The sequence below is a fragment of the Affinundibacterium macrobrachii genome (genome assembly GCF_014652415.1).
GTDB lineage: Bacteria > Pseudomonadota > Gammaproteobacteria > Burkholderiales > Burkholderiaceae_D > Undibacterium > Undibacterium macrobrachii.
Genome location: NZ_BMYT01000002.1, coordinates 429,787 through 446,250 on the forward strand (window position 1 = coordinate 429,787; position 16,464 = coordinate 446,250).

General features: G+C 45.8%; 7 protein-coding genes. 5 read left to right on the forward strand and 2 right to left on the reverse strand.

The genetic code is table 11. From position 1 onward, the window contains the following. Positions 1 to 249: 249 nt before the first annotated feature. Both IE103_RS07700 and IE103_RS07705 read right to left on the reverse strand, forming a co-directional pair. Positions 250 to 1,218, reverse strand: coding sequence for a diguanylate cyclase (locus IE103_RS07700; protein ID WP_229827168.1), 969 nt, complete (start codon positions 1,216 to 1,218; stop codon positions 250 to 252). Then, positions 1,215 to 6,122, reverse strand: coding sequence for a PAS domain-containing protein (locus IE103_RS07705; RefSeq protein WP_189345455.1), 4,908 nt, complete (start codon positions 6,120 to 6,122; stop codon positions 1,215 to 1,217). Before IE103_RS07705 ends, IE103_RS07700 begins: the two co-directional genes overlap by 4 nt. A 331-nt stretch (positions 6,123 to 6,453) precedes the next feature. On the opposite strand from IE103_RS07705, the gene IE103_RS07710 reads away from it, so the two are divergent. The 5 genes from IE103_RS07710 (at position 6,454) to IE103_RS07730 (ending at position 16,412) form a co-directional block, all read left to right on the forward strand. Continuing rightward, a complete protein-coding gene (locus IE103_RS07710) occupies positions 6,454 to 7,470 on the forward strand; it encodes an adenosine kinase (protein WP_189345457.1) in 1,017 nt (338 codons plus the stop codon). 33 nt (positions 7,471 to 7,503) lie between these two features. After that, positions 7,504 to 11,226, forward strand: coding sequence for a bifunctional diguanylate cyclase/phosphodiesterase (locus tag IE103_RS18580; protein WP_189345459.1), 3,723 nt, complete (start codon positions 7,504 to 7,506; stop codon positions 11,224 to 11,226). A gap of 426 nt (positions 11,227 to 11,652) precedes the next feature. Then, complete coding sequence (locus tag IE103_RS07720) at positions 11,653 to 13,290, forward strand: TldD/PmbA family protein (protein WP_189345460.1); 1,638 nt, start codon at positions 11,653 to 11,655, stop codon at positions 13,288 to 13,290. A 22-nt stretch (positions 13,291 to 13,312) separates the two neighbouring features. Continuing rightward, positions 13,313 to 14,647 carry a TldD/PmbA family protein gene (locus IE103_RS07725; protein WP_189345792.1) on the forward strand — a complete coding sequence of 445 codons (1,335 nt, stop codon included), beginning with the start codon at positions 13,313 to 13,315 and terminating at the stop codon, positions 14,645 to 14,647. Positions 14,648 to 14,774: 127 nt separating this feature from the next. Then, positions 14,775 to 16,412 carry a TldD/PmbA family protein gene (locus tag IE103_RS07730; RefSeq protein WP_189345462.1) on the forward strand — a complete coding sequence of 546 codons (1,638 nt, stop codon included), beginning with the start codon at positions 14,775 to 14,777 and terminating at the stop codon, positions 16,410 to 16,412. Positions 16,413 to 16,464 lie beyond the last annotated feature (52 nt).

Below are 16,464 nucleotides of genomic sequence, written 5' to 3' on the forward strand. Positions count from 1 at the left end.
GTTTGAATCGACTTGGTAGTTAGCATGACAATTGACCGTACCAAGTTTTATTACACCAGTTTATTCGGTGCGATTTTCACACTTCATTCACACTCTTCATATTGCGTGTACAAATCGAAGTCTTTTTTCAGTTAGGTTGAAAAATGATTGAGCAAAATCGAGAAGACTTTGATTTATACGTGCATAAAAATTCAGCATAAAAAATCATAAATCGACAGATTCCTATGGTTGTTATCCTTAGCCTATGATTCAGGAATCGGGCAATAATTCTGCGCCAAATATGCGGTGACGGCCATGTTCTTTGGCTTTATATAATTGCGTATCCGCTAAATTAATCAGACTATTTGCACTGCCATGTGCTTTTTCTGGTTTACAACCAATACCAAGACTCACCGTCACAAACGGCGCGACCGAAGAAGTGGCGTGTTCGATTTGTAAATCGAAGACATCTTTGCGTATGGTTTCTGCCAGCTGCATCGCGCCAGCGAATCCGGTGTCAGGAAGTAGGCAAACAAATTCTTCGCCACCATAGCGAGCAATATTGTCACCAGATCGCATTAGACTTGTCTTTAAAGTCTTGGCGACGCGGCGTAAACAATCGTCACCAGCTTGATGTCCATAATGATCATTGAAGCGCTTGAAAAAATCTACATCGAGCATCACTAAACTGAGTGCAGTTTGATTCCGAATGGCGCGTCCCATTTCGGCGTTGACGCGCTCGTCAAAGAAACGTCGATTGTGTACCCCAGTTAACCCGTCGAGATAAGCCCAACTGCGTAGCAAGTCGGACTGCGCTTTTAACATTAAGTGAGTTTTAATGCGGGCGCGCACGATACGCGGATTGATAGGCTTCGAAATAAAATCAACCGCGCCTAGATCGAGACCTTTTTCTTCGGCAGATTCGTCCGTCTGTGCGGTGATAAAGATCACCGGAATATCGCGCGTGATGGAATCTGCTTTCAGTCGTTGACACACTTGATAGCCATCCATTTCTGGCATGACCAAATCTAATAAAACTAAATCAGGCTGTTTAGATGCACATAAGGCCAAGGCTTGCGCACCACTGGTTGCCATCAATACCTGATAGTCATGCGAAAGAATTTGGTACAACACTTGAATATTCGCAGCTTGGTCATCCACAACGAGTAGCCGTGGTTTACTTGGCAAAGGAAATAAGTCCTCACTTGGATGCGGCGGTTGATAGGTATTCGCAGTCACTTGGGGAGCCCTTCTAGCAATTCATTACTGAGAGTTTGTGCAAGCTTGAAATCGAGCATGGAAATGGCGTTTTCGATCGGCCGTAATTGCGAACCAAACCGTTTTTCAAAGCGTTTTTGTAAATCAAGGATGGTTTCAGTAGCAGCCATATCAGCGTTATCGAGTTGTTCTGCTAACTCTAATAAACCACGCCGGAAAGTTACTGGATCAAAATCCTTGTCAGTATCATCGACCGATTGATAGGTAGCGCTCGGTGGTTTGATGGCCTCATTCCGTTGCACCAAATAACGTGCCAATTCTGCGAGTTGTAACTCAAGATCATGAATTAGTTCACAGCTTTCTTGTATGCATAGACGCGCGCTTGCTATTTGTTTTTCTTGATGCGCTTGCACCAGCTTTTTCTCGATTTCCGCAAATATTTTCGCATGACCATTGGCTCCTAGTGTGCCGGATAAGCCTTTGACAGTGTGTAGATGGCGCAGTGCAGTGTTGATGTGATCAGGTACACAGCTCAGTAATTGTTTAGGCAAGTCTTGTAGATCTTTGCGGAACATGTCTAGCATACGTAAATAGACATCGGTTCGACCGCCAATGCGGTTCAACGCTGGATAAATATCAAATCCAAGTTGCTTTGCAGTAGTGGTTAATTCTAGGTCTTCCGGTATCGTTAAATTGCTATGGTCACGGTTGACTTCATCATCACGCGATGTGTGTCGCAAAATAACTTGAATCAAATTTTGTAAATCAAATGGTTTGCCTACGTGATCATTTAAACCTGCCTCTAAACAAGCGATGCGATCTGATTCCATGACATTGGCTGACATCGCAATGATCGGTAAATTGGTGCGTCGCATTTCACCACGAATTTTCCGAGTCGCCGTGAAGCCATCCATCACAGGCATTTGCAAATCCATTAAAACCAAATCAAACGGACGTCGTTCGCTAGAAATAATTTCAATCGCTTCTAAACCATGCTGCGCGAGCATCACTAATGCGCCTTCCGCCTCTAATAATTCGCGTGCAACCTGTTGATTATTTAGATTGTCTTCGACCAACAGAACGCGCAAATCTAGCAAGGGCTTGATTGCTTCGTTTGTTACGTTGTCGCTTTGTTCATCGACACCGCGTAAGTTGTCAGCAAGTTTGCGCGCATTGACGGGTTTGAACAGAACGCGATCAAACAGTAATTGATCTTTGAGTGATGCGCGTTGGAATAAACCTCGTTCGGTTTCTCGCAGCAACAGCAGCATGGTTTGTGATGCGGCATGCGCAATGGCGCGGATTTCGCGAATCACACTCCAACCATCGGCTTCAATACTGTCCCAATCAATCAGAATCGCTTGGTAATTCGTCGGCTCATTGCGTAATGCTTCGAGTGCCGCTTGACTACTGTCGACAAAATCGGTGGTATAGGAGAGCTCTTGGCACGCGGCTTTTAGGTGTTCGCGCACAAATAGATTGGCTTCTGCGATTAACAAATGGCGCGATGCGTTTACATCTTGCTGATCAGTTTGTATTTGTTGGTTCTCTGCAATCGGCAATTGAATTTTAAAATGGAAGCAGGATCCCACACCAATTGCACTTTCTACTTCTAGGCTGCCACCCATCATTTCTACCAAGCCTTGGCTAATCGCAATGCCCAAACCTGAGCCACCAAAACGTCGTGTGGTTGATGCTTCGGCTTGCGTAAAGCCGGTAAAAATTTTCTGATGATTTTCTGGTGCAATACCGATACCGGTATCCTTCACTAAAAAGTGTAGATGAACACTTTCGGTTGATTTTTCCAATACACGAATTGCGATCACAACTTCACCTTGTTCGGTGAATTTGACCGCATTACTACCCAGATTCGTCAGCACTTGTCGCAAACGCATGGCATCACCGACCAGACGCGCTGGAACTTGCGGATCAATATCAAATAGAATATCGACCGGTTTATTGTTGAGATTCATGAACAACAAATCCGACAGTTCTAGCAATAGCTGATCTAGTTTGAAAGGGTGTGGGTCGAGTGTCATTTTGCCGGCTTCAACTTTAGAAATATCTAAAATGTCATTCAGCAAATTAAGCAAAGATCGTGCAGCACCTTCGGTTTTGCTAGCGTAATCATTCTGTTGCGGTGATAGTGGGGTTTTACGTAGCAAACTGAGCATGCCCAAAATCGCGTTCATCGGTGTGCGAATTTCATGGCTCATATTTGCTAAGAAAGCCGACTTGGCTTGATTGGCGTCGTCCGCCGCTTGTTTAGCTAGCCGTAAGGCTTCTTCCGCTTGATATTGCAAAGTGATGTCACGATTGATCCCGGTGACTAAGATAGGCGTGCCATGCTCGTCGCGTTCGATGCCGCCAGCCGATTGTATGTACCGGATACCCTTGCTGGGGCTGATGATACGAAATACTGGGCTATAACTTTGATTTCCTGCAATCGCCGCTGCCAAGTGAGCTTCGGTTTCGGCCAAATCGTCGGGATGCACTTTGGCCCGCCAAAAGTCATAGAATAATTTGTTTTTCCTGAGATTGAGTGGAATTTCATAAATCTCGAACATTCTGTCATTGAAAACCAGCTCATCGGTACGTAGATCACGGCTCCAAATGCCAAGCTCAGCAATTTCTGCCGCCTTGGTCAGTTGATCGCGAACAGCTACCAGCAGTTGCGTACTTTTCTGTAATTCAGCTTCAGCCTTTTTACGCTCAGTGATATCCATCTGCGTACCAGAGACCCACTCGGGTTTTCCGGTTGTGGTGTAGGACGAAATTCTGCCGCGCGTCAGTACCCAAATCCAGTTGCCATTCTTATGTTTTAAGCGATTTTCACACTCGTAATATGGCAGGCTATGGGCAAAATGTTTTTGCATCAGGGCTTTGGCTTTTTGCAGATCGTCGGGATGTGTCAAGTTGTCCCAAGTCTGTACTGTTGGCGTCCCTAATTCATTTAATTCATAGCCAATCTGATCTGCCCAACGCTCATTCAAACGCATCTCGCCTGTGACGACATTCCATTCCCAAGTGCCTACATTGGTACCTTCAATGATATGCGCCAAGGCAGATCGTTGATTGGCTAAGCGGCTAGCAGCTTTCTTACTAGCAGTGATATCGGTACGGATAGAAATGTATTTTTCGATTTGTCCTTTTTCATTTTTGAAGGGGGCGATAAACGTATCGACCCAATACAAACTACCGGTTTTGGTGCGATTGCAAACTTCGCCACGCCAAGGTGTGCCGGTGGAAATCGTGCGCCACATATTCGACAGAAAGTCGGGCGATTGCACGCCGGTTGCGACGATTTTGTGATTACCTTCTAAAATTTCTTCACGCGTGTAACCACTAATGCGGCAGTAAGCTTGATTGACTTCGATGATGCGACCTTCATGATTGGCGATAGACACAATCGCATGCATATTTAAGGTGCTGAGTAAGGCATCGCTATCGCGTAATGCGGCTTGTAGACGTTGTTCCGCCAATTTATTATTGGTCACATCGGTGCAAATCGCGATGTATTTTTCGATGACGCCATCGGTATTTTTAAATGGGGCGATAAAGGTATCGACCCAGTACAGCCTTTGGTCGCGTGCGCGATTACAAACCTCGCCGCGCCATGGCGTTCCGTTAGAAATATCACGCCAGATATCTGACCAAAACGCGTTATCGTGTTCTTTCGAACTGATAATTCGATGATTTTGACCAATCAAGGCTTCGCGGCTGTAGCCACTAATTCGACAAAACGCCTCATTGACATCAATAATTTCACCGCTCGCATCGGTTACAGAAACGATTGCATGCATGTTTAGAGTGCTGAGCAAGGCATCCTTGTCGCGTTCTGCGGCATCGAGCTTTTTCTGTATTTGCTCATTGAAGCTGAGCTGCATCTTCAATAAGGAAGCGAGCAAAGTGCTGATTAGGCTCATCGCAACGAAAAATGCGATCGGTATGGTTCTGTGTAAGTTCGATTCAAATAGTGGGGTGCTGGCGATGGTCAACTTAAAATCACGTTTATGAAAGGTGATCACGCGGGTGCTGGAGAACATCGCCTTTTTTATTTGTAAGCCATGTTCTTTGGTATCTGATTTATCGGTTAGCTTGTTCACTGCATTCTTACTCAGAAAGCGTGTGATTTCAGAGCCATTAAACGCTGCTGTATTTTCTAACTGGAATTGCACGATGTCGTTGTCGACATCGGCAATTGACGACATCAATTCTTCTAGAAAAATGGGGGCATAGACGACACCGATTACGCTCGTTTGCCGTGTCTCTACGCTATCGTGGACAGAGGCGTTTTGGTATACCGGTACAAATAACAAAAGACTGGCTTTTTTCTCGGCTTTTGGTGGTGCATATATTAAAGAACTGATGCTTGGCAAACCAGAATTGATGGCTGCTTCAATCGCATCTCGACGTCGACGATCAGAACCAAAATCAGTTCCTGGAACGAAATGATTGCGGTAGGGCGATTCAAAATACTTCGCTAGATAGCGGGTATCGGTCTCGTTCGGGTCAAATTCTTGTAATTTGAAGTCACTTCTGCCATTGCGTTGTTGCTGACTTAGGTAGTTATCTACCTCGGCTTTTTTTACTTTCTCAATAAAACCAAAGCCGCGTACGCCAGGGTACTCAGTGCCGAGATCATGTGTTTTAATGGCGGCACTAAATTCTGCCGCGCTTAGTTGTTGATTGACGCCAAATAGACTTTTAATTCCATTTAAGCCAAATATCGGGGTAGAAAATCGTTGCTCGATTTCGTTGGTGAGCCGCTCTGCTTTATTTTTAAACTCATTTTCGAGCTTATTTTTTTCGTTATGATTCAGCCACCAAGTGCCTGCGGTTGCAAAGCACATGCCTAGAATAAAGATGGCAGTGGGGAGATATTTGGGTAATAACCACTGCTTTGTGAGCCAGAATTTCTTCACGAAAATCAGTCCATGCAGGTCGATGCGATTAAGAATTTTTAAGTATTGCGGGGTTTTGATATTGCCGTCAATCAAATATTTCTTTTGGGAAGTGTCAATTTGCGCGAAAATGCAACATTTTGAATGCAAAATGTTCAAACACGTTTGCGTCAGGACAGAATCGATCGCGATGGCGTTTGTAGAATAGCGATGCCAGCTTGTTTGCTTAAAAATAAGCTAATGAAAATAATGAAAAATTAACGAAGTACTCCGTTAAACTGCTTGCCGACATTGCACACCGTTTTGTAACCGATTCTTAGAAATTGCTTTCGTCTTTTTAATTACACCACTTATGAAAAAACATTATGCCGTTTATGGACTAGGCGCCGCCTTAGTTGACACTGAAATTACCTTGAGCGATGCCGATCTAGTCGCCATGAACGTGGATAAAGGCGTCATGACCTTGGTTGATGAAGCGCGCCAGGCCGAGTTGATTGCCGCTTTAGATCACCATTTGGTTGCTTCTAAGCGTGCCAGTGGCGGTTCTGCTGCTAACACCACGATTGCCGCCAGCTATTTTGGCTGTAAGAGTTTTTACTCTTGTAAGGTCGCTAACGACGAGAATGGTGCCTTCTATTTAGCCGATTTAAAAGCGGCTGGTGTTGCAATCCCTCAGCATATTACGCCGCCAGCTGGTATCACTGGCAAGTGCTTGGTAATGATTACGCCGGATGCGGAGCGAACCATGAATACCTTTTTGGGTATTAGCGCAGAACTCAGTGTCAATGAACTGGATTTGGCTGCCTTAAAAGAGAGTGATTTCGTTTATATCGAAGGTTATTTGGTCACTTCACCAACCGGGCGTAAGGCGGCGATTCAATTGCGAGAACAAGCGCAACAGCACGGAACACGTGTTGCATTGAGCTTATCCGATCCAGCCATGGTGCAATTCTTCCGTGATGGCTTATTAGAAATGATCGGTAATAAAGTCGATTTGATTTTCTGTAATCGCGATGAAGTTTTGGGTTTTACGCAATCCGACAGCTTTGAACAAGCTTGTGAATTATTAAAGCAATTTGCCGACAAATTTGCGATCACTTGCGGTGCTGATGGAGCGGTGGTATTTGATGGTGAGCAGTTACATCAGGTCAGTGCACCGAAAGTGCAAGCGATTGATACGAATGGCGCGGGCGATATGTTTGCTGGTGCGTTTTTATATGCGGTACATCGCGGTGTTGATTTCGTTCGTGCGACCGAGTTTGCCAATATTGCAGCCGCCACAGTAGTCACGCAATACGGACCACGTTTGCAAGCGCAGCAGTATCGCGATTTACGAAGCCAGTTCTTTGCGGACGAAGCATCAATGTGATCAAGCCAGCGTCGGTTTCGTCTATCAATTGACATGCTCACTTCATTCTCCAATCGGATAACTGGATATTTCGCCGCCGTGCTGCTAGCGGCGATGGGCATATTATTTTTTCTTTGGTATGTCGGGCTACCTGCAATCGGTCTCACTGGTGCGCGTGAAGAACGGCTATTGAGCGCGATTGCGCAGCTAGAAATGAAGGCCGATTTGCAGAGAAATTTGGTGATCGCCGATCTGCAAGATAGTAGTGCTGACCTGAGTTTTATTTCTGAAAGTGTCGAAATCAAGCGGATTTTGACATCGATGTCACTGATGGTTGCAGAAAAGGATTTAGAAAAGAATGCAGATAAGAAGGCTGACAAAAGTAGTGCAAGTAGCAGTGAAAAAAGCCTTGAAAAAAATCTTGAATCAGCAACCTTGTCGGCGCAATTAGAAAACAAATTTCAAATTTTAAGTAAAGCCCGTTCACGTCGCTTTCGTGGATTGATGTTGATCGATTTATCGCGCAAGGCGGTACTAGCGAGTGCCGCATCGGGTGAGCAGACAAGGATTCCTGAACAAGATTTGAATGCATTGGCGGCGAGCCCCGATTTTGATTCGCTAATTTTGAGCTGGTCAGATACGCAAAATAAAGCCGCAGAAGCCGCACACAAGGTACAAGCAATTGTGCTGCCAGTGAAATTGCATACAACAGAGCCAACAAAGATCGTCTTGCTTGGCTTATTAGATTTAGATTTGTTTTTGCAAGACCGATTGATGTTGGATGCCGATTTGGTCAAGCGTTTTGGCACGACTTTATTATTCGATGCGAAAGCAAATTTGGTTTTTAGCTTTCCTAAGGTTGCCAGTTCTACACCTTTGTATATTCCAGATCGTGCCGTTTTGGGTGGTTTTGAGGGAAGTGTGTCTCAGCGTAATGCCGCCGATGAAGAATTAATCGCGGTGTACCGCAACTTGCGATTAAGTCCGACGCAAATGTGGACTATGGTATTGGTGACAAAGAAAAGCGATGTCTTATCCGGACTACTAAGAAACATTGATTTCTTATTGGTTGCAGGTTGTTTGATTAGCTTATTGGCACTGAGCTTGATACGTATGTTTGCGCGGCGATTAACCCGACCATTGGATGGCCTTGCCAGCAGTGCAGCACAATTAGGGCGCGGAGATCTAGCGGTGCGGGCAGCCATCAATCCAGACGATACAGGTGAAATTCGCACCTTGACCACCGCCTTCAATGGCATGGCGGATGCCGTGCAGAATGCCCAAGAATCCTTAGAAGCAACGATTGCTGACCGTAGTCAAGAATTGGCGTGGTCAGAAGCACGTCACCTGACACTATTTAACGCCACTGCTAGTGCGGTGATTGTGATGGATGTGCGTCGTATGATCGATTGCAACCCTGCCGCCGTTAGCTTGTTTGGTGCGCGTGATCGTCAACATTTAATGCAGTGTAAGCCTATCGATTTGTCGCCAGAATTTCAAACGGAAGGACGCAGTTCTTTACAACTATCGAATCATTATTTTGCGCTGGCGCGTGAGCATGGTGCATATGCTTGCGAATGGATACATCAGCGTTTGGATATCGGCGTTTGTTTTGATGCAGAAGTATTGCTGAACTTAGTTGAGCTGGATGGTAAGAGTTTGATTCAAGCGAGCGTGCGTGATATTTCGGTGCGCAAGAAAGTGGAAGCGGCTTTACATGCGAGCGAGGAGCGACATCGCACTTTAGTCGAATGGTCGCCAGAAGGCATTAATGTGCATCGTAAAGGGTGCCTAATTTATGTGAATGCCTCAGCGATCCGCATGCTGGGCGCAAGTTCTGCCGAACAACTGATCGGTCGGCCGATTACCGAGATTATTCATTCCGATTTCCATCATCTGTTACAAACGCGCATTAAAACGATGAATGAACCTGGTGGACAAGAGCAAAGCTACGAAATCAAGTTTGTCAAAGTTGATGGCACCGCGATAGATGTGATGGCACAGGGAGCCTTAATTGAATTTGATGGCGCACCTTCGGTGTATGTCGCGTGGCACGATGCGACCGAAGCCAAGCGTCATGCCGAATCGCAACGTATTGCCGCTACCGCTTTTGAATCGCAAGAAGGTATGTTTGTGACAGATGCAAACTGGTTGATATTGCGAACCAATCAATCGTTTAATCAAATTACTGGATTTCATGCCGACGAAATTGTTGGCCAGCCACCGCGCTTTTTAAGTGAGCAGTTTAAGCAAGACAGCAGCTATCTTGCGATGCTTAATAGCATTGCTGAGCGCGGTGCATGGCAAGGCGAAGTCGCCGACCAACGCAAAAATGGTAGTGTGTTTCCGGCATGGGTGAATATTTCTATTGTGACGGATGAAGCTGGCGTCATCACGCACTATGTTGGTACCTTTAACGACATTACTCTGCGCAAAACGGCAGAAGATGAGATTCGTAATTTGGCGTTTTATGATCCACTTACGCAATTACCAAATCGTCGTTTGCTGATGGATAGATTGGAGCAAGCACTGGCATCGGGTAATCGCCATCACCGTAAAGGCGCTTTGCTGTTTATTGATTTAGATAATTTTAAGACGCTGAATGACACCTTGGGTCACGATCACGGTGATTTGCTATTGCGCCAAGTGGCTGAGCGTTTAAGTCTTTGCACGCGCGAGGGCGACACGGTGGCACGTTTGGGCGGCGATGAATTTGTCGTGATGCTAGAAAATCTCGATGAAGATATTTTTGACGCCGCGAATCAAGCAGAAACCGTAGCGATCAAGATTTTGTCTGAATTAAATCAAACTTACTGGTTAGGTGTGAATGAACATCACAGCTCGCCAAGTATCGGTGTCACGCTGTTTGGCGAGAAACCAGAAACGATCGCCGAACCGCTAAAGCGCGCGGATTTAGCGATGTATCAAGCAAAAGCTGCAGGTCGCAATACGGTGCGTTTCTTCGATCCGAAAATGCAGGCAATGGTTACGCAACGTGCTGAACTGGAAGAAGATTTGCGTGATGCGATGTTGAATGACCAGTTTGAATTGCATTACCAAGCGCAGTTCAATGATCAAGGGCAGTTGTTTGCGGCAGAAGCCTTAATTCGTTGGCGTCATCCTGAGCGTGGTTTGATCTCGCCAGCCGAATTTATTCCGATTGCAGAAGATACAGGCTTGATTACGATTCTCGGTTATTGGGTGCTCAACACCGCCATGCAACAGTTAGCAAAATGGGCGCAGTATCCAGAATTTGCTGGCCTGACTTTGGCGGTGAATGTGAGTCCAAGTCAGTTCCATCAGAAGAATTTTGTTGATCAAGTAACCGATGTGATCGATTTAACTGGCGCCGATCCACGTCGTTTGAAATTGGAATTGACGGAGGGATTTTCGATTTCGAATATCGAAGAAGTCATCGCCAGAATGGCTGCATTGCGGCAACGTGGTGTGAGTTTCTCATTAGATGATTTTGGTACCGGCTATTCTTCATTATCTTATTTAAAACGCCTGCCACTGGATCAATTAAAAATTGATCAAAGTTTTGTGCGCGATATTTTGATCGATCCGAATGATGCGGCGATCGCAAAAATGGTAATCGTGTTAGCCGATAGTTTGGGTTTAAGCGTGGTCGCTGAAGGTGTCGAAACGCTGGCGCAAAAGGCCTTCTTAGAGCAACAAGGCTGCCGCGCGTATCAAGGTTTCTTGTATAGCAAACCTTTGGCCTTGGCCGAGTTTGAAGCCTTTGCCCGACACGCTTATCAAGTTTCCTACACTTGACTGACTATTTATTCTGCAGTCGATACATCGTTGCGCAACACATCTATTCCGTAAAAATAAATCAAGAGCAAATCAATTTTGCAATGCTATTTTGCACGCATCTTAAATGTCGCTAGATTTGACCAAAAACTTTGTGGCTAAATCGAACAAATAGTCATAAATCATCGTGTAAATTCCTGTGATCTGGAACTTATCCTAATCAAGTAAGTCCTACTTGCTTCACGCTCGCTTTTGTTTGTTGTCCGACCGCATTGCTATTGCGTTTGGATAAACAAAGAGCCAGCGTCAAGTATCATCAGTAAGCGATTTCTCTACAAATTCTTTCCAAGTCTTTGGAGTAAACAGTAAAGATCAAAGAAAGCCCTTGTACAGAAGTCGAGGAAACAGGTTTGCAATTACCGACAATATCGATAAACAGGAGATGTGATGCAAAGACGTGATTTTCTACAAATGGGTGGTGCCGCTTTAGGTAGCTTGTTATTACCTTCATTTGCGCGGGCGATTGAGGTTGAAGAGCTATTAAAGCCAGTCTCCAACCAAGCCCGTAAGACCCTAGCCGATATCGCCTTAAATGCGGCGACAACAGCAGGCGCGAGTTATTGCGATGTGCGAATTGGACGTTACTTAAACCAGTTCATTTCTACACGTGATTTGAACGTAGAAAACGTGGTCAATACCGAATCTGCTGGTGTCGGTGTGCGTGTGATTGCGAACGGCGCGTATGGCTTTGCCGCTAGTAACGATATGTCACCCGATAGTATTGCGACAGCAGCGCGTCAAGCGGTGGCGATTGCGAAAGCGAATGCTAAATTACAAACTGAGCCAGTCCGTTTAGCAGCAGTGAAAGGTGTTGGCGAAGTCAGTTGGGCGACCCCGATCAAAAAAGATTGGCGTACTGTGCCAATCAAAGAGAAAGTGGAATTGCTGCTAGCCGCGAATAAAGCGGGGATGGAAGCTGGTGCCAATTTCATGCAATCGGTGATGTTCCAAGTCAATCAGCAAAAATATTTCGCCTCCACCGATGGTTCTTATATCGACCAAGATGTACATCGTTTCTGGATGCCAGTAAGCGCAACTGCGGTCGATACCAAAACCAATAAATTCCGTACTCGTCAAGGTTTGTCCGCGCCAGTTGGCATGGGCTACGAATATCTCGACGCACGTCCAGAAGATAAAGTACAAGCAGCTGGCGGTGTCGCCACCTTATACAAAAATTCCTATGACTTGATTGCCGATGCGCGCGCATGCGGTGCCAGCGCCAAACAAAAATTGACGGCGAAATCAGTCGTGCCGGGCAAGTATGATCTGGTCTTGAGTCCAGAACACTTGTGGTTGACGATCCATGAATCAGTGGGTCATCCTACTGAGCTAGATCGGGTACTTGGTTATGAAGCTAATTTTGCTGGCACTAGTTTCGCCACGATTGATAAGTGGGAAAGCAAAAAATTCAAATACGGTTCTAGCAATGTGAACATCATTGCCGATAAAACCGTACCTGGTTCACTCGGTGCAGTGGGCTATGACGATGAAGGTGTCGCCTGCAAACAGTGGGACATCATTAAAGACGGTATCTTGGTCAACTACCAAGCAACGCGTGACCAAGTACACATGCTCGGTCAAACCGAATCACATGGTTGTTCTTATGCAGATAACTGGAGTAGCGTGCAGTTCCAACGTATGCCAAACATCTCTCTGGCACCGGGTAGGAAACGTCTGACACCGGATGAAATGGTGAAAGACGTCAAGAAGGGCATTTACATTGTTGGTGATGGCTCATTCTCTATTGATCAACAGCGCTTTAACTTCCAGTTCGGTGGTCAGATGTATTTCGAGATCAAGAACGGCAAAATTGGCGAGCAATTGGAAGATGTTGCCTACCAATCGAATACCCAAGAATTTTGGAATGCTTGCAGCGCCACTTGCGATGAGCGTGATTGGCGTTTAGGCGGTTCCTTCTTTGACGGTAAAGGTCAGCCTAGCCAATCAAGCGCAGTCTCGCATGGTTCAAGCACGACGCGCTTTAATGGCATCAATGTGATTAACACCGCACGTAAGATTGCTTAAGGCGAGGATGACTATGAAACAATTGAATCAACTCAGCCAAGAAGAAGCAAAACGTATCTGCGACAAAGTCATGTCTTTTTCTAAGGCAGACGAATGCAACGTGCAACTTGGTGGCGGCAGTACAGGGAATATTCGTTTTGCCCGTAATGCTGTTTCTACCTCAGGGGTGATTGGTGATACGCAATTGGTAGTGGCGGTCGCCTTTGGCAAGAAGCAAGGTATTACAACCATCAATGAATTTGACGATGCATCCTTAGAAAAAGTGGTGCGACGCGCAGAAGATTTGGCACGCTTGGCACCGGAAAATCCCGAGTTCATGCCTGCTGTGAGCAAGCAAAGCTTTCAAGCATCGCCCACTTTTCATCAAAAGACTGCGGATATCGATCCTGAGTTTCGCGCTGAAGTCGCTGCCTATGCGGTTGAAGCCTGTCGCAAAAACAAATTAATTGGTGCAGGATTTTTCACTGATAACAATGGCTTTAGCTGCATCGCTAACTCCAACGGTGTATTTGGGTTTCAACGTCAAACGGGTCTAGATTTTACTTGCACTGTGCGTACTGAAGATGGTCGTGGCTCGGGTTGGGTCAAACGCTCAATCAACGATGCCAGCCGTTTTGATGTGCGCGAAGCAGTCGATGTGGCGATGGACAAAGCCAAACGCTCTTTGAATGCAAAGGCGCTAGAACCCGGTCGTTACACCGTCATCTTGGAACCCGCCGCTACTTCCGATTTGATCGGCAATATGCTTGGCAATTTTGATGCACGTCAGGCGGATGAAGGTCGCAGCTTTTTATCAAAGAAAGGCGGCGGTAATCGTCTCGGTGAAAAGCTGTTTGATGAACAGGTCAATATTTGGGCAGATCCTTGGCATCCCGAAATCGGTGTCTTGCCTTGGGATGGTGCTATGTTGCCGCGCCAGCGTACCGAAGTGATTAAAAATGGCAGAGTTAATTCGCTAGAATATTCGCGCTTCTGGGCACAAAAAAAGCAAGTCGCACCGATGGCGAGCCATGGAAATATGATCATGGCGGGCACCGATAAAACGACGGCTGAGTTGATCGCCAATACCAAAAAAGGGGTGTTAGTAACACGTACTTGGTATATCCGTCTGGTGGATCCACAATCAGTTCTATTAACTGGCTTAACACGCGACGGTACTTTTTATATTGAGAACGGCAAGATCATGTATCCGATCAAAAATTTCCGTTTCAATGAAAGCCCTATCAGTATGCTCAACAATATTGAGGAAATCGGTAAGCCAGTCATTATTGCGGGTGATGAAGTGCCATATCAAATGTTGATTCCGCCAATGAAGGTGCGTGATTTCAACTTTACTTCCTTGTCTGATGCTGTGTAGAAATCGGACTTACGCAAAACAGATGCTAGCGTCGGCGACGCGCCTAGCTAGCGTAATTTTGCATAGGTCCTAGGAATAAAAGAACAAAACAGAATTAATCACGATAGTATTTTTTTCAGGAGTTGCTATGGAACGACGTAGCTTTTTAAAGATCAGTGGCATCGCAGCGGGTAGCTTGATTATTCCCGTATGTGGCAATGCGATTGCCGCAGAAGAATTATTAAACCCCGTTGGTAAAGCATTTAAGAAAAGTTTGGCTGATGCAGCGATGAATGCCGCGACCAAAGCGGGCGCAAGTTATTGCGATGTACGCATTGGTCGTTATGTGAATCAGTTCATCACGACGCGCGATACGCGTGTAGAAAATATCGTTAATTCCGAATCGATGGGTGTGGGCGTACGCGTGATCGCAGGTGGCGCTTATGGCTTTGCTTCCACCAATGATTTGTCCTTAGATGCGGTTGCCAGTATGGCAAAGCAAGCAGTGGCAATTGCGAAAGCGAATGCGAAATTACAGAGCGAGCCGCTGATTTTGGCACCGGTTAAAGGTGTCGGTGAAGTGAGTTGGGCGACCCCATTCACAAAAGATTGGCGTGTCGTTCCGGTCAAGGAAAAAGTCGATATGCTGATTGCAGCAAATCGTGCTGGTCTAGAAGCTGGCGCGAATTTTATGCAATCGAATTTGTTCCAAGTGAATCAAGAAAAGTATTTTGCTTCTACGGATGGTTCTTATATCGATCAAGATATTCATCGCTTGTGGGCACCGATGACAGCGACCGCAGTCGATAAGGCGACCAACAAATTCCGCAGCCGTGAAAGCTTGTCTTCGCCAGTCGGTATGGGCTTTGAATTCTTTGACGCCAAGCCTGAAGATAAAGTCAAGGCGGCAGGTGGTGTGGCGACGCTATACAAAAATTCACTTGATGTGATTGAAGAAGCGCGTGAAGCCGGGCGTCAAGCACGCGAGAAATTAGCGGCGAAATCGGTCGAGCCAGGCAAGTATGATTTGGTCTTGAGCCCAGATCACTTATTCTTAACGATACATGAATCAGTTGGACATCCAACCGAACTTGATCGCGTTCTTGGTTACGAAGCAAACTATGCAGGAACCAGTTTCGCGACCTTGGATAAATGGCGCACCAAGAAATTCAAATTTGGCGCGGATCGCGTCAATTTCTTCGCAGATAAAACCACACCTGGTTCGCTCGGTGCGGTCGGCTATGACGATGAGGGTGTGCCATGCAAACGCTGGGATATCATCAAAGATGGCGTGCTAGTCAACTATCAAGCAACCCGCGATCAAGCGCATATCATTGATGAAAAAGAATCACATGGCTGTTCTTATGCCGATAGTTGGAGCAGCGTACAGTTCCAACGTATGCCGAATGTGTCCTTGGCCGCTGGCAAAACACCATTGACGCCTGATGAGATGGTCAAAGACGTTAAGAAGGGCATCTATATTTTAGGTCGCGGTTCTTACTCTATCGATCAACAACGTTATAACTTCCAATTCGGCGGTCAATTATTTTTCGAAATTAAAAACGGTAAGATTGTCGGCCCTGTTGAAGATGTCGCTTACCAATCGAATACCCAAGAATTTTGGAATAGCTGTAGTGCGATTTGTGATGAGCGTGATTGGCGTATGGGTGGTTCTTTCTTTGATGGTAAAGGCCAGCCAAGTCAAGTCAGCGCGGTGTCGCATGGCTCTAGTACAACCCGTTTTAACGGCATCAATGTGATCAACACAGCACGCAAAATTGCTTGATCCATTTCACGTAGCTAAACCAAATAAGCTTACTAAATAAGCCAATAAAAAT